Here is a 21,101-nt window from a genome sequence, read left to right on the forward strand (position 1 = left end):
TATAACCTCGTATGCGTGTCGTCTCTCGCGTTGTACCGCCGCTACCGCCCGGAGTCCTTCGCCGAGGTCATCGGGCAGGAGCATGTCACCGACCCGCTGCAGCAGGCGCTGCGGAACAACCGGGTCAATCACGCGTACCTGTTCAGCGGTCCGCGCGGATGCGGCAAGACGACCAGCGCGCGCATCCTCGCCAGGTGCCTGAACTGCGAGAAGGGGCCCACGCCGACCCCGTGCGGTGAGTGCCAGTCCTGTCAGGACCTGGCCAGGAACGGCCCGGGGTCCATCGACGTCATCGAGATCGACGCCGCCTCCCACGGTGGTGTGGACGACGCCCGTGAGCTGCGGGAGAAGGCCTTCTTCGGGCCGGCGAGCAGCCGTTACAAGATCTACATCATCGACGAGGCCCACATGGTCACGTCGGCCGGTTTCAACGCGCTGCTGAAGGTCGTCGAGGAGCCCCCGGAGCACCTCAAGTTCATCTTCGCCACCACCGAGCCCGAGAAGGTCATCGGGACGATCCGGTCGCGGACCCATCACTACCCCTTCCGGCTCGTACCGCCCGGCACCCTGCGGGAGTACCTCGGCGAGGTGTGCGGCAAGGAGAACATCCCCGTCGAGGACGGGGTGCTTCCGCTGGTCGTGCGGGCCGGTCAGGGGTCGGTGCGTGACTCCATGTCCGTCATGGACCAGCTGCTCGCCGGAGCGCGGGAGGAGGGTGTGACGTATGCCATGGCCACTTCCCTCCTCGGTTACACCGACGGCTCCCTGCTCGACTCCGTCGTCGAGGCCTTCGCCACCGGTGACGGCGCCGCCGCCTTCGAGGTCGTCGACCGTGTCATCGAGGGCGGCAACGACCCGCGCCGTTTCGTCACCGACCTGCTGGAGCGGCTGCGGGACCTGGTCATCCTCGCCGCCGTTCCCGACGCCGCCGAGAAGGGGCTCATCGACGCCCCCGCCGACGTCATCGAGCGCATGCAGGCCCAGGCAGGCACCTTCGGCCCCGCCGAGCTCAGCCGTGCCGCCGACCTCGTCAACGAAGGTCTGACGGAGATGCGCGGCGCCAACTCGCCCCGCCTCCAGCTGGAACTCATCTGCGCGCGCGTGCTGCTCCCCGCGGCGTACGGGGACGAGCGCTCGGTCATGGCCCGCCTCGACCGCATCGAGCGGGGCGTGAACTTCTCGGCCGGCGGCGGTGCTCCCGCGATGGGCGCCCCCGCGATGGGGTACGTACCGGGGCCGGAGGCCCACGGGGGAGCCGCTCCCGGCCCCTTCACGGCCGCAGTCCCGCCATCGGCCGCCGTCCCGTCATCGGGTGCCGTCCCGCCATCAGCTCCGGTTCCGCCCGGCGGCGGTCCGGCCGCGGCCCGGGCGGCGGTCCGGGCCGCAGGAGCGGCGGGCGCGCCTGGCGGTTCAGGGCCCGGCGCCGGCAGCCCGGTCGGCGGCGTCCAGGGCGGAAGCCCTCCCGGCGGTGGCACGCAGGGTGGCGGCATGCCCGGTGGGGCGGATGGATCGGGCGGCTTCCCGGGTGGAGCAGGCGGCCCGGGTGGATTCCCCGGCGCTACGGCCGACTCGGCGCCCCCCGCCGTTCCGGCCGCCCCTGCCCCCGCCCCCGCACCCGACGACCCGACCTCCTCTCCGGCGGGTCAGGCCCCTGGCGCTCCCTCCGGTCCAGCGGCCGGCCCATCTCCGGCCCCCACAGCATCCGCCCCGGCCCCCGGCGCCTGGCCCGCCGCCGCTCCTGCCGGTGGCGGCCGGCGTCCCGGTGGGTGGCCCACCCCGGCCCCGGCCGGTGGCGGCCAGCCCCAGGCGCCCGCGGCGCACCGACCCGCGGCCGCCTCGGCACCGGCCCAGCCCGCTCCCGCGGCGTCCGCGGCCTCCGCACCCGGTCCGGCCGCCTACACCCCACCTGCCGGTGGTCTCGACCCCCGGCAGCTCTGGCCCAACATCCTGGAAGCGGTCAAGAACCGCCGCCGTTTCACCTGGATCCTGCTCAGCCAGAACGCCCACGTGGCCGGTTTCGACGGCACCACCCTCCAGCTCGGCTTCGTCAACGCCGGTGCCCGCGACAACTTCGCGAGCAGCGGCAGCGAGGAGGTGCTGCGCCAGGCGCTCTCCGAGCAGTTCAGCGTGCAGTGGAAGATCGAGGCCGTCGTCGACCCCTCGGGCGGCGGCGCGGCACCCCCGGCCTCCGGCGGCTTCAACGGCGGCGGCAGCAGTGGCGGTGGCGGTGGCTACGGGGGAGGGGGTAACTCCGGCGGCGGCTACGGCACCGGGAACGCGGGTGGGTACGGCGCCCCGGCCCCCCAGACCCCGCCGTCCTCCCAGTCGACGCCCGCCCCGGCGGGCCGGCCCACTTCGGCGCCCACCCCCGCACCGGCCCCCGCCCCACAGCGGTCCGCGCCGGAGCCCCCGCCCGTCTCCATCGAGGACGACATCCCCGAGGACGACGACCCCGACCTCAACGAGTCGGCCCTCTCGGGTCGCGAACTGATCGTGCGGGAGCTCGGGGCGACCGTGGTGGAGGAGATCACGAACGAGTAGGGGGCCGGTGGAGGAGCGGGCAAGGCCCCTCATCCTGGAGGAACCTACGACTCCTCTCCCTCCACCCGTTAGGAACCTGGCACAAAAACCCCGTTAGGCTGACCCCCGTGAAGGTCCTCGTCATCGGTAACGGCGCCCGCGAACACGCCCTGTGCCGCTCCCTGTCCCTCGACCCCGGCGTCAGCGCACTGCACTGCGCGCCCGGCAACGCCGGCATCGCCGAGGTCGCCGAGCTGCACCCGGTCGACGCCCTCGACGGCGAGGCGGTGGCCGCGCTCGCACAGCGACTCGCCGTCGACCTGGTCGTCGTAGGCCCGGAGGCCCCGCTCGTCGCGGGAGTCGCCGACGCCGTGCGCGAGGTGGGCATCCCGGTCTTCGGTCCGTCCGGGGAGGCCGCGCAGCTCGAGGGCTCCAAGGCCTTCGCCAAGGAGGTCATGGCCGCGGCCGAGGTGCCGACCGCCCGCTCCTACGTCTGCACCACCCCCGAGGAGGTCGCCGAGGCCCTCGACGCCTTCGGCGCCCCGTACGTCGTCAAGGACGACGGTCTCGCCGCGGGCAAGGGTGTCGTCGTGACCAGCGACATCGAGGCCGCGACGGCCCACGCGAACGCCTGCGAGCGAGTCGTCATCGAGGAGTTCCTCGACGGCCCCGAGGTCTCCCTCTTCGCCATCACCGACGGCGACACCGTCCTCCCGCTCCAGCCCGCCCAGGACTTCAAGCGCGCCCTCGACGGCGACGAGGGCCCGAACACCGGTGGCATGGGCGCGTACTCCCCGCTGCCCTGGGCCGACCCGAAGCTGGTGGACGAGGTCCTGGAGACGGTTCTGCAGCCGACGGTCGACGAGATGCGCCGCCGCGGCACCCCCTTCTCCGGCCTGCTGTACGCCGGTCTCGCGATCACCTCCCGGGGCGTGCGGGTCATCGAGTTCAACGCCCGCTTCGGCGACCCCGAGACCCAGGTCGTCCTGAACCGCCTCAAGACCCCGCTGGCCGGTGTCCTGCTCGCCGCCGCGAGCGGCAACCTCGAGGACCTGCCGCCGCTGCGCTGGAGCGAGGACGCCGCGGTCACCGTGGTCGTCGCCTCGCACAACTACCCCGCGACCCCGCGCACCGGTGACCCGATCACCGGCCTCGACGAGGTGGCCGAGCAGGACGCCCCGCACGCGTACGTCCTGCACGCGGGCACCAGGCGGGACGGCGACGCCGTCGTCAGCGCCGGCGGCCGCGTCCTGTCGGTCACCGCGTCCGGCAAGGACCTCACCGAGGCCCGCGAGCGCGCGTACCGGGCCGTGGGCCGTATCCGGCTCGACGGTTCCCAGCACCGGACGGACATCGCGGCGAAGGCTGCGTCCGGGGCCTGAGAAGCCCGAGAACCGGGGCGAAACCCCCGCTCCCGAACAACCCGACAGGCCCCGGATCCGTCTAAGGATTCGGGGCCTGATCTTTGCTGTACGTCATCCACCTTTCCCCAAAGCCATTCCATCGAGTGACCGGGGCCGCATACGGGTGACGGGGGCCCGGGCCCCAACTAGGGTGCCGCGCAAGCGGTCCGGCACTTGGCCCACCGGCATTGCGGTGTCAGTGACGGGTGCCACAGTGGGGGAGTGAGCAACGCCAGGACAGCTGGGCATTCAGGACGGCAGCAAGGGGGTGAGGTCCGGTCATGACCGGTATCGGTGTGGAGGTGGGCGCGCAGGCCGCGCGCTCCCGGGCCCTCGCCGTGCTGCGGATCCGCAGCCGCGCGCTGGCCGTGGCACTGCTGCCCGCGGCCGTGGCCGTGGTGCTGCTCGCCGGAGGGTCCACCGACCATCTCGTGGGCGGGTTCTGGGACACCGCCCGGCTGGTCATGAGCGTTCTCGGGGCAGCGGTGCTGCTCGCCGCCGGGGCCGTCGCCCTGGTCGTCGCCCGCGCCCGCCCCGCCGTCAGCCCCACCGTCGCGATCGCCGAGGAGTCCGCGCCCGACCTGTACCGCATGGTGCGCGACCTCGCCGACCGCCTGGACGTCCCCGCCCCCTCCGCCATAGCGCTCACCCCGGACTGCGACAGCTGGCTGGAGGACCGCACCCACCCCGCCCACGGGCCGCCCCCGCAGACCGGCCGGGAGGACGAGATCGCGGGCGTCCCCGGCTCCCACCGCGGTGTCCCGGCCGCACCGGTGCTGGTCATCGGCTCGCCGTTCCTGTGGTGGATGCGCGTCGGCGAACTGCGCGCGGTCCTCGCCCCGGTCGTCGCCGGTACGGGCCCCTCGGCCCACCCCGACATAGCCGCGGCCCGTCGCTTCGTACGGGGTCTCGACGCGGCGGTCGCCGTCGGCTCCGTTCCCGGACGATGCCCGCTCACCCGTGTGCTGTGTGCGGGCGTCGCCTGGGTGGCAGGTCTCCTTCTGCGCAGCTGCCGGGAGCACGCCACCCAGATGGAACGCGGGGTCGCCGCCGCGGCCGCCGAGCGTGCACAGGCTGTGGACTACGGCCTCAGGATCGTGGCCCAGGAGCAGGTGGGCCTGGCGTACGCGGGCTGGGACCGGCTGCTGACCCGGGTCGCGCTTCCCGCGTGGCGGATGGGGCGCTGGCCCTCCCGTCTGGACGCGGGCGTGGTGGCGGCCCTCACCGAACTGTCCCGCCGTGACCGCCTCGCCGAGGGCTTCGCCTCCCGGCTGGGCGAGCGCCCCGCCTGCGACCTGCTCGAAGAGCCCGGCTCGATCGACGAGGCCGCCTCCCTGCTCGCCGCCCGCCTCTTCCACGGCGGCCCCGCGGAGACCGGCCCTGACTGGTCCCCGGTGGACTGGCAGGAGTACCCGGAAGAGGTCGTGGACCGGAAGTGGCGTCTGGACGCGGCCCGCCTCCACCGCGTCCTCGACGCCCAGGGCGTGCGCCGCCCCTCGGAATCCACCCCACCGGAGTCCGACGCCCCGACCCTCTCCCGAGTCCTGACCCACCTGTCCGCACCCCAGCCGACGGGGCCCACACCGGAGTCTTCGGCTTTCGACGGGTCAACCGGCTCGATGTCACAGTCCTCGCCTGTCGCGGGGTCCGCTGGCGCGGCTTCCCAGTCCGTGGCCGCCGACGGTTCAGCCGACGCCATGTCGCGGTCCTCGGCTGTCGAGGGGGCCGCTGCTCCGGCGCCAGAGTCCGCGGCCGCCGACGGATCTGCCCACCCGGCTTCACCGTCCAGAGCTGCTGATCGAGTTGCCGGCTCGGCCGCAGAGGCCGCAGAGGCCGCGGCGGCGGCCGGGTCCGCGGACCGGGCGTCGCAGCCCAGTGCCGCCGATCGACTTGCCGGTCCGGCCTCGCCGTCCGCGGCGGCGGCCGGGTCCGCGGACCGGGCGTCGCAGCCCAGTGCCGCCGATCGACTTGCCGGTCCGGCCTCGCCGTCCGCGGCAGCGGCCGCGCCCGCCGACCGCACGTCACAGCCCACAGCCGCCGATCGACCTGCAGATCCCGCTTCAGAGTCCGCCGCAGCCACTGGGCCCGGCGACCGGACGCCGCCGCATCCCAAGGCCGCCGACCACCTCGCCGGCCCCGCACCTCACCTCACGGCCGCTGACCAGCCGGCCCACCCTGCACCCACCAACACGGGCACCCCGGACTCCGCCGCCGCAGACCCCGCACCGGCCCCGGCCCCTCAGGACGACACCATGGCGGCCGACCGCAACCCGGCCCTGCCGGTCGACCGAGTGGCCGCACCCAACGCCCCCACCCCCCAGGACCCACCCGGCCCCACCGCCGACGAAACTCACCCCGACCCCACACCTGGAACCACAGGAGCCGAAGCCGAGACCCTCGCCGCAGCGCTCAGTGCCGAGCTCGCTCGGGAGGAAGCCGCCGCCCCCCACTCCCGTACCGCCCCCGACATCGCCCCCTGGGACGACACCGCTCTACCCCTCTTCCCGCTGCAGCCCCCTCGCAGCGCCCGGGAGCTCCTCACCGACCACGTCACCGCGATGGTCTGCTGTGCCGCGATCGACACCGCCGGCGCCACCCCCGGCCTGGACTGGCTCGACGGCCCGTCCCTCCTCATCAACGGCGAGCGCGCCGCGGACCTCGCCCCCCGCGTCTTGAGCCTCGTGGAGGACGGCGACCCGGCCCCTCTGCGGGCCTGGCTGGTCAAGTCGGGGATACGCCCCGAGAAGCCGGTCCGCCTCGTCTGACAAGACGGAATAGCCTCTTCCACTTTCGGCCAATTCGCGACGAATAGTGACAGTCCGAGCGCGGAATGTGATGTGCTGGGACCGATCGCGCACATGGCAAGGGCGCGCGCCATAGGACAGGCGCACGACACACGCACGACACGCGGCGACACCGCCCGCGCACAGCACACGCGCACACTGCGCCGCACCGCGCAGGAGGAACGACGGGGGCACGAGGGAGGGGAGCGTCCATGGGGCCAGGACCGGAGCAGATCCGCCGCTGGGAGTCGGGAGCACTCGCGCACGCCGTGACGGACCCCTTCGGCCAGGGCCCCGTCCCCTGGCTGCGCGGCAGTGAGACGTACTTCGACGACACCGGCCAGGTGGTTCCCTGGTACGTGGAGACGGACCCCGCCCACACCCCGAAGGAGGGCGCCCCGCGCGTCCGCCTCCCCTCCCCTCGCAGCTCCGGCGGCGGCCCCCGCTCCGCCGACGACGTCCGCCGCCAGATCAAGGGCTTCACCTCGACCGGCGCGGTGGCCCCCGGCGACGCAGTCGACTTCCACATCACCGTCGACCCGCCGCAGGAGTTCGCCGTCGACATCTACCGCATCGGCCACTACGGCGGCGACGGCGCGGCGAAGGTCACCACCAGCCCCCGCCTCTCCGGCATCGTGCAGTCCCCGCCGCTGACCGCGGACCGCACGGTCTCCTGCCACCACTGGTGGCTGTCCTGGCGACTCCAGATCCCCTCGTACTGGAGCGTCGGGGCGTATGTCGCCGTCCTCACCACCGCCGACGGCTACCGCTCCCACATCCCCTTCACGGTCCGCGACAACCACCCCGCGGACCTGCTGCTCCTGCTGCCCGACGTGACCTGGCAGGCGTACAACCTCTACCCGGAGGACGGCCGCACCGGCGCCAGCCTCTACCACGCCTGGGACGAACAGGGCCGGCTCCTCGGCGAGGCCGACGCCGCGACCACGGTCTCCTTCGACCGGCCGTACGCGGGCGCGGGCCTGCCGATTCATGTGGGCCACGCCTACGACTTCATCCGCTTCGCCGAGCGCTACGGCTACGACCTCGCCTACGCCGACGCCCGCGACCTGCACGCCGGCCGGCTCGACCCCACCCGCTACCGGGGCCTGGTCTTCCCCGGCCACGACGAGTACTGGTCGACGGCCATGCGCCGTACGGTCGAGGGCGCCCGGGACAGCGGCACCTCCCTGGTCTTCCTGTCCGCCAACACCATGTACTGGCAGGTCGAGTTGGCCCCCTCGCCGTCCGGCGTACCCGACCGCCTGCTCACCTGCCGAAAACGCAGGGGGCCGGGAAAACCGGCGCTCTGGCGCGAGGTGGACCGCCCCGAGCAGCAGGTGGTCGGCATCCAGTACGCGGGAAGGGTGCCCGAGCCGCACCCCCTGATCGTCCGCAACGCCGAGCACTGGCTGTGGGACGCGACCGGCGCGCACGAGGGCGACGAACTCGCCGGCCTGGTCGCGGGCGAGGCCGACCGCTACTTCCCGCGCACCCCGCTTCCCGAGCACGACGACCGCATCCTGCTCGCCCACTCGCCGTACGCGGACAGCGAGGGCGCCCTGCGCCACCAGGAGACGTCCCTGTACCGCGCCCCCTCCGGCGCGCTGGTCTTCGCCGCCGGCACCTTCGCCTGGTCCCCGGCACTGGACCGCCCGGGCCATGTCGACACCCGTGTCCAGCGCGCCACCGCCAACCTCCTGGACCGCATCTGCAAGCGTGACTGAGCCCACGCAAGACACGGCGAGACACAGCAAGACACCGGCGAAACACCCGCAGCACACCCCAAGTCCAAGGTCAGCCCGGTGTACGGGACAATCGACCCGTTGGACATAGCCACGGGGAGGAACCGTGTCCGGATTCGTAGAGAAGCCCGAGCCGCTCCAGGTTCCGGGCCTGGTGCACCTGCACACCGGCAAGGTGCGCGAGCTGTACCAGAACGAGGCGGGCGACCTCGTGATGGTCGCCAGTGACCGCATGTCCGCCTATGACTGGGTGCTGCCGACGGAGATCCCCGACAAGGGCCGCGTCCTCACCCAGCTGTCCCTGTGGTGGTTCGACAAGATCGCCGACCTGCTGCCGAACCACGTCCTGAGCACGGACGTGCCGGAAGGCGCCCCCGCCGACTGGGCGGGCCGCACCCTGGTCTGCAAGTCGCTCCGGATGGTCCCCGTGGAGGCCGTCGCCCGCGGTTATCTCACCGGCTCCGGACTGCTGGAGTACAACGAGTCGCGCACGGTCTGCGGCCTCGCCCTCCCCGAGGGACTGGTCGACGGCAGCAAGCTGCCCGCCCCGATCTTCACCCCGGCCACCAAGGCCGCCGTCGGCGAGCACGACGAGAACGTCTCCTACGAGGAGATCGCCCGCCAGGTCGGCGCGGACACCGCGGCCCAGCTGCGCCAGGCGACCCTCGCCGTGTACTCACGGGGCCGGGACATCGCCCGGGACCGCGGGATCATCCTCGCGGACACCAAGTTCGAGTTCGGCTTCGACGGGGAGACCCTCGTCATCGCGGACGAGGTCCTCACCCCGGACTCCTCCCGCTTCTGGCCGGCCGAGCAGTGGGAGCCGGGGCACGCGCAGCCGTCGTACGACAAGCAGTTCGTGCGCGACTGGCTGACCTCGGCGGAGTCCGGCTGGGACAGGAAGAGCGAGCAGCCTCCGCCGCCGCTGCCGCAGGAGGTCGTGGACCGCACCCGCGCCAAGTACATCGAGGCGTACGAGCGCCTGACGGGCACGAGCTGGTCGTAACGCGAAAGGCCCCCGGTGAGAACCGGGGGCCTTTGCCGAAACAGAGCGAACGACGAGGTTCGAACTCGCGACCTCAACCTTGGCAAGGTTGCGCTCTACCAACTGAGCTACGTTCGCATGCGCCGTGGCGCGAGAACCACTATACCCAACCTCGCTCCCGCGCGAGCCGCACCGCCGCGTGACGGTTCTCGGCCCCGAGTTTGGAGACGGCCGACGACAGATAGTTCCGTACGGTCCCCTGGGACAGCGCGGCCCGTTCGGCGATCTCGGCGACGGGCGCCCCGTCGGCGGCGAGTTCCAGTACCTCGGCCTCCCGCACGGTCAGCGGCGAATCCCCGGCGGAGATCGCGTCGGCGGCCAACTCGGGGTCCACGTAACGGTTTCCCGCATGCACCGTGCGGATGATCTCCGCGAGCCGCCGCGCGCTCACTGTCTTCGGGACGAACCCCCGCACTCCGGCCTCCAGGGCCCGCTTGAGATGCCCGGGACGCCCATGGCTGGTGACGATCAGCACCTTGCACGAGGGCAGCTCGGTCCGCAGGGATGTGGCGACCTTCACACCGTCCGCACCGGGCATCTGGAGATCCAGTACGGCGACGTCCGGTCCGTGCGCCCGGGCCATCGCCAGCGCCTCGGGGCCGGTGGCCGCCTCCGCGACGACGGCCAGGTCGTCCTCCAGCGAGAGCAGCGCGGCGAGCGCGCCCCGGATCAGATGCTCGTCATCGGCGAGCAGCACGCGCACGGTCACGCGATCACCTCCTCGGCCATCACAGCCACGGTCACGAGACCACCCCTTCCGACACCACGGCCCCACACGGTCATGCGACCACTTCCGGCGCCACCAGCGGCACCTCCGCCACCAGCCGGAACACGCCCTCCCGCGCCGGCCCCGCCTCCAGCGTCCCGGCCACCGCCGCGAGCCGCTCCCGCAGCCCGGCGAGCCCGGACCCGCCGCGACCGCCCGACGACCTCAGCATCCCGTCGTTCTCCACGGTCAGCACCACCCGCTCCTGCTCCCTCGACACGGCCACCGTGCACCGCTTGGCGTCGCCGTGCCGCAGTACGTTCGTGGTGGCCTCCCGGACCACCCAGCCGAGCGCCGACTGCACCTCGGCGGGCAGCCCGCCCGGCTCCCCGGTGACCTCGCAGTCGATGCCGGCGGCGATCAACACCCCTCGCGCTCCCGTGAGTTCCATGCCGAGATCGGCTTCCCGGTAACCCCGTACGACATCCCGCACCTCGCGCTGCGTCTCCTGCGCGATCCGCTGCACCTCGGTCATCTGGTCCACGGCCTCGTCGCGTCCCCGACGGGCCAGCTGCACCGCCAGTTCGCTCTTCAGCGCGATCACGGCCAGGTTCCGGCCCATGACGTCGTGCAGGTCCCGCCCGAACCGCAGCCGTTCCTCGGCGACGGCGAGCCGGGAGCGGGTCTCGCGGGCCTCGTCGAGTTCGTAGACGGCGTTCAGGAGCCAGACGGAGAACATGGAGGTGAAGGCGAGGAATCCGGCGGCGACCAGCACCACCATGCCGGTGACCAGGGACTCCGGGACGGCGTACCCGAGGGGGAAACCGCCGAGCGCGGCGCCCGCGGCGAAGCCGCCCACGAGCGCCAGCACACGCCGTCGGCCGCGGACGCCGAGCGCGCCGATACCGGCCGCGAAGGTCAGCACGCCCACGAAGACCGCGCCCACCGCCATGTGGTGCCCGTCATCGTCCGGACCCTGCCCGGCTATGCCGATCACCGCGGCGGAGATGGCGAGAGTGACCGCCCCGAGCACCCACAGCGTCCGCACCGGCTGCTCGCGCCGCCCCCGCGTCCAGTCCAGCGCCCGCGACGCGGTCACCGCGCACACCACCGCATGCGCGCACACCAGCACCACCAGCCAGACCGCGAGCTGCCCCGTCACCTGCCCGAAGACCGGCAGGCCGACCGAGGCGACGTAGATCAGCGCGAAGAAGTGGAACGACCAGCGTGTGTACGTCTCCACCTTCGCCGGCGTGCTCTTGCGCCGCCACCAGCCCACTGCCTCGCCCATGCTCTCCCCGTACCTCAGCGCCTCGGCTCCCACCGGAACCACCGGCCCACAGCAAACACCGAGAGCACGGTCCAGGCCAGTGCCGTCCCGAGGGCGCCCAGTGCCTCGTACGTCGAGAGGGTGCCCGTCCAGCCGCCGCGGACCAGGGTGATGACGGGGGACAGGGGCAGCAGCTCGCACACCGACGCGAGCCGGTCGGGCAGCATCTCCAGGGGGACGGTGACGCCCGAGAGGCTCATCGAGATCAGTACGAACGGCAGGGTGGTGACCTGCGCGCTCTCCACGGTCCGGGTCACGGCCGCCGTCACGGCCGCGAGCGCCGCGCACATCACCAGGCCCAACAGCAGCCCCAGGACGGCGAGATGGGGCGCGTGCGGCGCGGGCAGGTCGAGCAGCACCGTGCTCCCTGCCACCAGCACCAGGGACTGTACGACCCCGGTCACGCCGACCGGCAGCGCGCTCCCGCCCAGGATCTCGACGTCCCGCAGCTCCCCGGTGCGCAGCCGCTTCAGCACCAGTTCCTCGCGCCGGGCGGTGTAGATCCCGACGAGGGCGCTGTACACACCGAACAGGAGGGAGAAGCCGATCGCGGCCGGCAGCAGCACCGTGCCGACGCTCAGCCCGACCTCCCCTACGTCCATGCCGTCCACGACGGTCTTCATGCTGAACGGCAGTGCGAGCGGTACCAGCACGGCCGTGAGAAGCGTGGCCCTGCTCCGCCCGAGCAGCGTGAGCTCGGCCCGGGCGAGGGCGTTCAGCCGCCCGGTGGGAGTGGTGAGTGTGCTCATGCCGCCACCTCCTCGCGCGCCGCGATCCCCAGGAACGCCTCCTCCAGCGAGGCCGACCGCACATCGAGCCGCCGCAGCTCGACCCCGGCCCGTTCGGCCCACGTCAGCAGCCCGGTGGCCGACCGCTGCAACGTGTGCGTACGCAGCCGTACGACCCTCCCGTCGACCTCGTGCCCGCACACCCCGAGCTCCCCGAGCGGCGGCAGATCCCCCACGAAGTACCCTTCCGGCAGCTCGAACGAGATCCGCGACGGCTGCGCGGCGGTCACCTCGGCCGGTGTTCCGGTGGCCGCGATCCGCCCGTCGTGGAGGATCGCCAGCCGACCGGCGAGATCCTCGGCCTCCTCCAGGTAGTGGGTGGTGAGCAGCACAGTTGTCCCGCGGTCGCGCAGGGCCCGCACCAACTCCCAGGTGTCCCGGCGCCCTTCGGCGTCGAGGCCGGTCGTCGGCTCGTCGAGGAACAGCACCTCGGGGTCGCCGAGCAGCGCGAGCGCCAGGTCCAGGCGCCGCCGCTCGCCCCCGGACAACTGCTTGACCCGTACGCCGGTCCGCCGGGCGAGGCCGACGAGTTCCAGCACCTCCAGCGGCGGCCGGGCCCCGCTGACACAGCCGGCCCACATCCGCGCGGTCTCGTCGACGGTCAGCTCGGAGGGGAAGCCGCCCTCCTGGAGCATCACCCCGGTCCGCGGGCGGACCACGGCCCGCTCGGTGTACGGATCGTGTCCGAGGACGCGGATCCGTCCTTCGGTCGGCCGGGCGAGCCCCTCGAGGAGTTCGACGGTGGAGGTCTTGCCGGCGCCGTTGGTGCCGAGCAGGGCGAAGACCTCTCCGCGGGCCACGGAGAAGCTGATTCCGCGCACGGCCTCGAACCCGCCCCCGTACACACGCCGGAGGTCGGTGACCTCAATCACGTGTTCGTGTTCGTTGGTGTTCATGACTTCAGCGTCCCGGCGGCAGAGGCCCGGCAGCAGTGCGCGCTGTCACCACTGTGTATGACAAATGTCAGAAGGGGCCGCGGGGTACGGGGAAACGCCGAAGGCCCCGGTCCAGTGGACCGGGGCCTTCGAAACGACCGAGCGAACGACGAGGTTCGAACTCGCGACCTCAACCTTGGCAAGGTTGCGCTCTACCAACTGAGCTACGTTCGCATTGCCTCCGACCGGCTCTCACCGATCGGCGCGAGCACCATCCTACCTGATCCACAAGAGTGGCCGGACTGGTGGTGCAGAGCGGGTGACAGGAATTGCACACTGCGCCTTCCCCCTGGAAGGGGGATGTTCTACTACTGAACTACACCCGCGTGTACTCCGTGAGCTGGGCCTTTTCGGCCTCGCCCCTCGGCGTGCTCCAGACTCTAGCTGACCAGGTGGGGTGCAACGCAAGTCGGTTGCTCCGAGGGGCGGGTGACCCGGCGTCGACAGGCCCTCAACGGGCCTCGGCGAACGCCTCGTAGACCTTCTTGGGGATCCGTCCGCGGGCGGGGACGTCCATCTTGTTGGCCTGGGCCCAGGCCCGGACCGCCGCCGGGTCGGGAGCGACCTCGGTCTGCCTGTACGCCTTGCCCGACCTGGACCGCTTGCGGCCGGCCTCCACGTACGGCTCGAGCGCCCTACGCAGTTTCTTGGCATTGGCTTGATTCAGGTCGATCTCGTACGACTTGCCGTCGAGTCCGAAGGCGATCGTTTCCGCCGCTTCCGAGCCGTCGATGTCGTCAAAGAGAGTGACCACGACCTTCTGCGCCACGAATATCGGTCCCTTCGTACGGCACGCTGACAATTCATTTGTACAGTGCCCGACAATGCATTGTGAAGCTCGACTAAATCCTTCCGCGTGTCCGAGCGCAATAGGTATCGGGTGTCGATCTGAGATCTTTCCCGGAAATTTTCGCGAACCCCCGCACCCGCCCCGCGTCGTGATGGCCGTCACGTAGATTCCTACAACTCAACGCGCGTAGAAATTTTGGGCGGGTAGTCTGAAGGAACCTGCTCAGCACCACACCACCGGGAGTGCCAGTGGCACGCGTCGTAGTCGACGTCATGCTCAAGCCGGAGATCCTCGACCCCCAGGGCCAGGCGGTGCAGCGTGCACTGCCGCGTCTGGGTTTCGAAGGCATCTCCGACGTACGTCAGGGAAAGCGATTCGAACTGGAAGTTGACGGGCCGGTCGACGAGGCCGCGCTCGCCCGCATCCACGATCTTGCGGAATCCTTCCTCGCCAACACCGTGATCGAGGACTTCACCGTCAAGGTGGAGGAAGTCGCGGAGGCCGCGAAGTGACCGCTCGTATTGGCGTCGTCACTTTCCCCGGCAGCCTCGACGACCGCGACACCCAGCGCGCGATCCGCCTCGCGGGCGCCGAACCGGTCGCCCTCTGGCACAAGGACAAGGACCTCCACCAGGTCGACGCGGTCGTCCTCCCCGGTGGTTTCTCCTACGGCGACTATCTGCGGGCCGGTGCCATCTCCCGCTTCTCGCCGGTGATGGAGACGGTCATCGAGCAGGCGAAGGCCGGGCTTCCGGTTCTCGGAATCTGCAACGGCTTCCAGATCCTCACCGAGGCCCACCTCCTCCCGGGCGGGATGCTCGGCAACGACCACCTCCACTTCATCTGCCGCGACCAGAAGCTGCGGGTGGAGAACGCGGACACCGCCTGGACCGTCGACTACACGTCCGGCCAGGAGATCCACATCCCGCTGAAGAACATGGACGGCCGGTACGTCGCCGACGAGTACACGCTGGACAAGCTGGAGGCGGAGGGCCGGGTGGCGTTCCGTTACGTGGACTTCAACCCGAACGGCTCCCTCCGCGACATCGCCGGCATCACCAACGAGGCCGGGAACGTCGTAGGCCTCATGCCGCACCCGGAGCACGCCGTCGAGCCGCTCATCGGGTCCGGCCGCACCGACGGCCTCCCCTTCTTCACCTCGATCCTCAAGAAGCTGGTCAACGCATGAGCCGGACGCCTTTGGACACGGTCGAGCACGCGGCCGCGACCCCCGACGTCGAGCTGCCCTGGGCCGAGCTGGGACTCAAGAAGGACGAGTACGAGAGGGTCGTCGAGATCCTCGGACGCCGGCCCACCGGCGCCGAGCTCGCCATGTACTCCGTCATGTGGTCCGAGCACTGCTCGTACAAGTCGTCGAAGGTGCACCTGCGCCAGTTCGGCGAGAAGGCTCCCCAGTCGGACGCCCTTCTCGTCGGCATCGGTGAGAACGCGGGCGTGGTGGACGTCGGCCAGGGCTACGCGGTCACCTTCAAGGTCGAGTCGCACAACCACCCGTCCTACGTCGAGCCCTACCAGGGCGCGGCCACCGGGGTCGGCGGCATCGTCCGCGACATCATCGCGATGGGCGCGCGGCCGGTCGCCGTGGTCGACCCCCTGCGCTTCGGCGCGGCCGACCACCCGGACACCAAGCGGGTGCTGCCGGGCGTGGTGGCGGGCATCGGCGGTTACGGCAACTGCCTGGGCCTGCCCAACATCGGCGGCGAGGTCGTCTTCGACGCCTGCTACCAGGGCAACCCGCTGGTCAACGCCGGGGCCATCGGTGTGATGCGGCACGAGGACATCCACCTCGCGAAGGCGTCCGGCGCCGGCAACAAGGTCATCCTGTACGGGGCCCGCACCGGCGGTGACGGCATCGGCGGCGCGTCGATCCTGGCCTCCGAGACCTTCGACGACGCCAAGCCCTCCAAGCGCCCGGCCGTCCAGGTCGGCGACCCCTTCCAGGAGAAGCTCCTCATCGAGTGCACCCTGGAGGCCTTCAAGGAGAAGCTGGTCGTCGGCATCCAGGACCTCGGCGCGGCCGGCCTGTCCTGCGCCACCTCCGAGCTCGCCTCCAACGGCTCCGGCGGCATGCGCGTGACCCTGGACGACGTACCGCTGCGCGACTCGACCCTCTCGCCCGAGGAAATCCTCATGAGCGAGTCGCAGGAACGCATGTGCGCGGTCGTGGAGCCGGAGAAGGTCGACCGGTTCCTGGAGATCTGCGACAAGTGGGACGTCATCGCCACCGTCATCGGTGAGGTCACCGACGGCGACCGGCTGGAGATCTACTGGCACGGCGGCAAGATCGTCGACGTCGACCCGCGCACGGTCGCGCACGACGGGCCGGTCTACGAGCGCCCTTACGCCCGCCCGTCCTGGCAGGACGAGCTCCAGGCGGACGACGCCAACAAGCTGCCCCGGCCCGGGACTTCGGCAGAGCTCAGGCAGCAGGTCCTCCAGCTGGTGAGCTCTCCCAACCAGGCCTCCAAGAAGTGGATCACCTCGCAGTACGACCACTTCGTGCAGGGCAACACGGTGCTGGCCCAGCCGGAGGACTCCGGCATGATCCGCATCGACGAGGAGACCGGCCTCGGTGTCGCCATCGCGACCGACGGCAACGGCCGGTACGCGAAGCTGGACCCCTACGCGGGCGCGCAGCTGGCGCTCTCGGAGGCCTACCGGAACGTGGCGACGACCGGTGCCAAGCCGCTCGCGGTCTCCGACTGCCTGAACTTCGGCTCGCCCGAGGACCCGGCCGTCATGTGGCAGTTCGCGGAGGCCATCCGCGGACTGGCCGACGCCTGCCAGCAGCTCGGCACCCCGGTCACCGGCGGCAACGTCTCGCTGTACAACCAGACCGGCGAGGTCGCCATCCACCCGACCCCCGTGGTCGCGGTCCTCGGCGTCATCGACGACGTGGCCCGCCGCACGCCGGTCGCCTTCCAGGAGGAGGGCCAGCTGCTGTACCTCCTCGGCGACACGCGTGAGGAGTTCGGCGGCTCGGCCTGGTCCCAGGTCGTCCACGACCACCTCGGCGGTCTGCCGCCCAAGGTGGACCTGGAGCGCGAGCGGCTGCTCGCCGAGATCCTGATCTCCGCCTCCCGGGACGGCATGATCGACTCCGCGCACGACCTCTCCGACGGCGGCCTGATCCAGGCGGTCGTGGAGTCGGCCCTGCTCGGCGGCAAGGGCGCCCGCCTGATCGTCCCGGACGGTCTGGACGCGTTCACGCTGCTGTTCTCGGAGTCGGCCGGCCGCGCGGTGGTGGCGGTCCCGCGCTCCGAGGAGCTCCGCTTCAACGACATGTGCGGTGCGCGGGGCCTGCCCGCCACCCGCATCGGTGTCGTCGACGGCGACTCGGTCGAGCTCCAGGGCGAGTTCGAGCTGCCCCTGGAGGAGCTGCGGACGGCTCACGAGGAGACGATTCCGGCGCTGCTCAAGTAGTCGGTCGTACGACTGAGCAGGCCCCGCCCGTCACCCGACGGGCGGGGCCTTCGTCACGCCGCGACCGGTTCGCGTTCGCTCCGACCCCGAAGTGCTCGGTAGGCCAGGTGACGTGGGCGGCCGCACGGCCGGCAGCGCGTTCAGGGCGTGCGTCCGGCATCGATCCGGAAGACCGCGCCGGCCGCTGCTCGCGTCACGGTCGCCTGCCGCGGGAGTCCGTCCCGGTCGCCTCCCGGCCGGACCGCGTCGTCCGGGGCGATCGCGGTGGATCGCGTCACGGTCGAGGCCGCGCGACCGGGTACGGGGCCGCCCCAAGACGACCTCGCCCTCCCCCTTTCCCCGCCGACTAGGCTCACCGTCATGCCCACGGCCAGGAAGCGCGCCCGCACCTACGACTCCGGCAAGATCCGCGAGGCCGTGCAGGCCCAGCTCGGAAACGTACGAGAGGCTGTACGCACACTGTCCCCCGAGCAGTTGGCGCTCCCGACTCGGCTGGGGGAGTGGACCGTACGGGAGCTGGTCGCGCACATCGGGATGGCGGTCACGGCCGTCCACCGGAGCCTGGACCGGCCCGCCCCCGCGCGGCAGGACGCCACGGTTCTCGACTGGCCCGTCGCCACCGCCGCCAGTTCCGCGGCCATCGCCGAGTTCACCCGGGGCCTCGCCGAGCAACACCGCGACCTGGACGCCTACCTCGGCGACATCGAGCGGACCCTGGCCGAGCTGCTGGACACACACCCCGGTACGCGGCTCCTGGAGACGAACGCCGGCGCGATGCCCCTCGCCGACTACCTGGTCACCCGGACCGTCGAACTCGTCGTCCACACCGACGACCTCAACGCCGCCGTGCCCGGCCTCGACATTCCCCACGACCGTCAGGCCCTCGCCGCCTGCACCCGGCTGCTCGCCGACGCCCTCGCCGCCAAGGCGCCCGGCGGCTCGACCGAGGTGCGGATCCCGCCGTACGCCGTCGTGCAGTGCGTCGAGGGGCCGAAGCACACCCGGGGGACCCCGCCGAACGTCGTCGAGACCGACCCGCTGACCTGGATCCGGCTCGCGACCGGCCGGCTCGGCTGGAAGGACGCGCTCGACGCGGCGAGGATCAGCGCGAGCGGGGAGCGGGCGGACCTCGGCGGGCTGCTCCCGCTGATGGGCTGAACCCTTCACGGGGCTCGTGCGTCAAAGAGCCATGAAGCGGACGACACGCGTGACATGCGCCGCCCTGGCCGCCGTCGGCACCACACTGCTCGCGGCCGCCTGCGGCACGGAATCCGGAAGCGGAAGCGGAAGCGTCACCGACCGCGGGAAGGCGTCCCGGCCGGCCGACATCAAGGACGTCGAGTGGCTGCCGCAGAAGGTGACCGTGAAGGGCAAGGAGTACGTCCTGCCGAAGGACGCCAAGACCGCCCAGGACGCCCGCATCGTCTTCAAGCCCGACGCCGACGCCTCCCGTGAGGACGGCGGCGAGTCCGGCGGCTCGGTCGGCTGCAACAGCATCGGTGCCGACTCCGAGATCGACGGCGACACCGTGCGGATCACCGACCTGGTCCAGACGCTGATCGGCTGCCCCGACCCGCTCGGAGAGTTCGAGGCGCGGTTCGTCGACGTCTTCCAAGGCACCCACACGGCCAAGGTCACGGCGCGGAACGGCGTCAGCACCCTGACCCTGACCCGCCCCGGCGGCGACAGCATCACCTTCCGGGAGAAGAAGCCCCCCGCCCTGAAGGGCACCCGCTGGTCCCTCGGCGAGAACGCCTATCTCACCCTCACCAGGAACAACACCGTCACCGGCAGCCTCGGCTGCAACACCTTCCACGGCAGCGCCACCGTCAAGAACGGCACCGACAAGGACGGCACCATCGAGTTCGGGCCCCTCGCCACCACGCGCATGATGTGTGCGGGCCCGGTGATGAAGACCGAGCGCGAACTCGCCGGAATCCTCGACGGAAAGGTCTCCTACCAGCAGAAACACGATTCCCTGAAGATCACCAAGGCTCCTGGGAAGAGCGTTACGGCCCACGCGGAGTAAGAAAGCCCACTCTCCACGAATTCGGACCAGTGGTCGATCTCGCCTACACTCGGAGCCGTGCCACGTGGTGACGGTCGACTCAGTCATGATCTGCTCCCCGGCGAGAAGGGCCCCCAGGACGCTTGCGGCGTCTTCGGGGTCTGGGCCCCCGGTGAAGAGGTCGCCAAGCTCACTTACTTCGGGCTCTACGCCCTCCAGCATCGGGGTCAGGAATCCGCGGGAATCGCGGTCAGCAACGGCTCCCAGATCCTCGTCTTCAAGGACATGGGCCTCGTGTCCCAGGTCTTCGACGAGACCTCTCTCGGCTCGCTCACCGGTCACATCGCGGTCGGTCACGCCCGCTACTCGACGACCGGCGCCTCCGTGTGGGAGAACGCCCAGCCGACGTTCCGCGCCACCGCGCACGGTTCCATCGCGCTCGGCCACAACGGCAACCTGGTCAACACGGCGCAGCTCGCCGAGATGGTCGCCGACCTCCCCAAGCAGGAGGGCCGCAGCCCGCGGGTGGCCGCCACCAACGACACCGACCTGCTCACCGCGCTCCTCGCGGCCCAGGTCGACGAGGACGGCAAGCCCCTGACCATCGAGGAGGCCGCTCCCGTGGTCCTCCCCCAGGTCCAGGGCGCCTTCTCGCTGGTCTTCATGAACGAACACACCCTCTACGCCGCCCGTGACCCGCAGGGCATCCGCCCGCTGGTCCTCGGCCGCCTGGAGCGCGGCTGGGTGGTCGCCTCCGAGTCCGCCGCCCTCGACATCTGCGGTGCGGCCTACGTCCGCGAGATCGAGCCGGGCGAGTTCGTCGCCATCGACGAGAACGGCCTGCGCACCTCCCGATTCGCGGAAGCGAAGCCCAAGGGCTGTGTCTTCGAGTACGTCTACCTGGCGCGCCCCGACACCGACATCGCCGGCCGGAACGTGTACCTCTCCCGTGTGGAGATGGGCCGCAAGCTCGCCAAGGAAGCGCCCGTCGAGGCCGACCTGGTCATAGCGACCCCGGAGTCCGGCACCCCGGCGGCCATCGGCTACGCCGAGGCGTCCGGCATCCCCTTCGGTGCGGGTCTCGTGAAGAACGCCTACGTCGGCCGTACGTTCATCCAGCCCTCACAGACCATTCGCCAGCTCGGCATCCGCCTCAAGCTGAACCCGCTCAAGGAAGTCATCAAGGGCAAGCGCCTGGTCGTCGTCGACGACTCGATCGTGCGCGGCAACACCCAGCGGGCCCTGGTCCGCATGCTCCGCGAGGCGGGCGCCGCCGAGGTCCACATCCGGATCTCCTCGCCCCCCGTGAAGTGGCCCTGCTTCTTCGGCATCGACTTCGCCACCCGTGCCGAGCTCATCGCCAACGGCATGACCATCGACGAGATCGGCACCTCGCTGGGCGCCGACTCCCTGGCGTACATCTCCATCGACGGCATGATCGAGGCGACCACCATCGCCAAGCCGAACCTCTGCCGCGCCTGCTTCGACGGCGAGTACCCGATGGAGCTCCCGGACCCCGAGCTGCTCGGCAAGCAGCTCCTGGAGACGGAACTGGCCGCCGGCCCGGCCGCCACGGCCGCCGCCGACGCGATCCGTCGCCCGTAGAC

The 21,101-nt window shown here is 71.5% G+C and carries 16 protein-coding genes and 3 tRNA genes; 11 read left to right on the forward strand and 8 right to left on the reverse strand.

The genetic code is table 11. From position 1 onward, the window contains the following. The first annotated feature begins 15 nt into the window (after positions 1–15). From RKD20_RS23235 to RKD20_RS23255, 5 genes are all read left to right on the forward strand, one after another. Entirely contained in the window at positions 16–2,541 is a 2,526-nt protein-coding gene (locus RKD20_RS23235; RefSeq protein ID WP_424879397.1) for a DNA polymerase III subunit gamma and tau, read from the forward strand. A gap of 107 nt (positions 2,542–2,648) precedes the next feature. Then, positions 2,649–3,902, forward strand: a complete 1,254-nt coding sequence (gene purD / locus RKD20_RS23240) for a phosphoribosylamine--glycine ligase (protein WP_424879398.1) — start codon at positions 2,649–2,651, stop codon at positions 3,900–3,902. A 302-nt stretch (positions 3,903–4,204) separates the two neighbouring features. Continuing rightward, positions 4,205–6,688 carry a hypothetical protein gene (locus RKD20_RS23245; RefSeq protein ID WP_424879399.1) on the forward strand — a complete coding sequence of 828 codons (2,484 nt, stop codon included), beginning with the start codon at positions 4,205–4,207 and terminating at the stop codon, positions 6,686–6,688. Positions 6,689–6,918: 230 nt separating this feature from the next. Beyond that, positions 6,919–8,430, forward strand: coding sequence for a N,N-dimethylformamidase beta subunit family domain-containing protein (locus RKD20_RS23250; protein WP_424879400.1), 1,512 nt, complete (start codon positions 6,919–6,921; stop codon positions 8,428–8,430). A gap of 124 nt (positions 8,431–8,554) precedes the next feature. Then, positions 8,555–9,454, forward strand: coding sequence for a phosphoribosylaminoimidazolesuccinocarboxamide synthase (locus tag RKD20_RS23255; protein WP_424879401.1), 900 nt, complete (start codon positions 8,555–8,557; stop codon positions 9,452–9,454). A 44-nt stretch (positions 9,455–9,498) separates the two neighbouring features. Here the strand turns inward: RKD20_RS23255 and RKD20_RS23260 are convergent. From RKD20_RS23260 to RKD20_RS23295, 8 genes are all read right to left on the reverse strand, one after another. Beyond that, positions 9,499–9,571 (reverse strand) — tRNA-Gly (locus tag RKD20_RS23260). A 22-nt stretch (positions 9,572–9,593) separates the two neighbouring features. After that, positions 9,594–10,202, reverse strand: a complete 609-nt coding sequence (locus RKD20_RS23265) for a response regulator (protein WP_424879402.1) — start codon at positions 10,200–10,202, stop codon at positions 9,594–9,596. A gap of 70 nt (positions 10,203–10,272) precedes the next feature. Further along, the gene (locus RKD20_RS23270) at positions 10,273–11,490 is read right to left on the reverse strand and encodes a sensor histidine kinase (protein WP_424879403.1); all 1,218 of its coding nucleotides are present in this window, start codon (positions 11,488–11,490) and stop codon (positions 10,273–10,275) included. 14 nt (positions 11,491–11,504) lie between these two features. After that, entirely contained in the window at positions 11,505–12,278 is a 774-nt protein-coding gene (locus tag RKD20_RS23275; protein ID WP_424879404.1) for an ABC transporter permease, read from the reverse strand. Then, complete coding sequence (locus tag RKD20_RS23280; RefSeq protein WP_424879405.1) at positions 12,275–13,213, reverse strand: ABC transporter ATP-binding protein; 939 nt, start codon at positions 13,211–13,213, stop codon at positions 12,275–12,277. The genes RKD20_RS23275 and RKD20_RS23280 overlap by 4 nt, the downstream gene beginning before the upstream one ends. Positions 13,214–13,353: 140 nt before the next feature. Continuing rightward, positions 13,354–13,426: transfer RNA gene (locus tag RKD20_RS23285), tRNA-Gly, on the reverse strand. 80 nt (positions 13,427–13,506) lie between these two features. After that, a tRNA-Gly gene (locus RKD20_RS23290) sits at positions 13,507–13,578 on the reverse strand. A gap of 125 nt (positions 13,579–13,703) precedes the next feature. After that, positions 13,704–14,021 (reverse strand): histone-like nucleoid-structuring protein Lsr2, encoded by a 318-nt coding sequence (locus RKD20_RS23295; protein ID WP_424879406.1) that lies wholly within the window; start codon positions 14,019–14,021, stop codon positions 13,704–13,706. Between the two features lie 269 nt (positions 14,022–14,290). On the opposite strand from RKD20_RS23295, the gene purS reads away from it, so the two are divergent. From purS to purF, 6 genes are all read left to right on the forward strand, one after another. Beyond that, positions 14,291–14,554, forward strand: a complete 264-nt coding sequence (gene purS, locus RKD20_RS23300) for a phosphoribosylformylglycinamidine synthase subunit PurS (protein WP_015659417.1) — start codon at positions 14,291–14,293, stop codon at positions 14,552–14,554. Beyond that, on the forward strand, positions 14,551–15,231 hold the full coding sequence (gene purQ / locus RKD20_RS23305; RefSeq protein ID WP_424879407.1) for a phosphoribosylformylglycinamidine synthase subunit PurQ: 681 nt from the start codon (positions 14,551–14,553) through the stop codon (positions 15,229–15,231). The genes purS and purQ overlap by 4 nt, the downstream gene beginning before the upstream one ends. Beyond that, positions 15,228–17,486 (forward strand): phosphoribosylformylglycinamidine synthase subunit PurL, encoded by a 2,259-nt coding sequence (purL, locus tag RKD20_RS23310; protein WP_020124276.1) that lies wholly within the window; start codon positions 15,228–15,230, stop codon positions 17,484–17,486. Before purQ ends, purL begins: the two co-directional genes overlap by 4 nt. A 360-nt stretch (positions 17,487–17,846) precedes the next feature. Beyond that, positions 17,847–18,644: a sterol carrier family protein gene (locus tag RKD20_RS23315; RefSeq protein ID WP_424879408.1), complete on the forward strand. Its 798-nt coding sequence runs from the start codon at positions 17,847–17,849 to the stop codon at positions 18,642–18,644. Positions 18,645–18,675: 31 nt separating this feature from the next. Then, entirely contained in the window at positions 18,676–19,515 is an 840-nt protein-coding gene (locus tag RKD20_RS23320) for an META domain-containing protein (protein ID WP_424879409.1), read from the forward strand. 57 nt (positions 19,516–19,572) lie between these two features. Continuing rightward, entirely contained in the window at positions 19,573–21,099 is a 1,527-nt protein-coding gene (purF, locus tag RKD20_RS23325; RefSeq protein ID WP_424879410.1) for an amidophosphoribosyltransferase, read from the forward strand. Positions 21,100–21,101: the final 2 nt, after the last annotated feature.

Source organism: Streptomyces sp. SLBN-8D4 (assembly GCF_049739545.1).
GTDB classification, from domain to species: Bacteria; Actinomycetota; Actinomycetes; order Streptomycetales; family Streptomycetaceae; genus Streptomyces; species Streptomyces canus_C.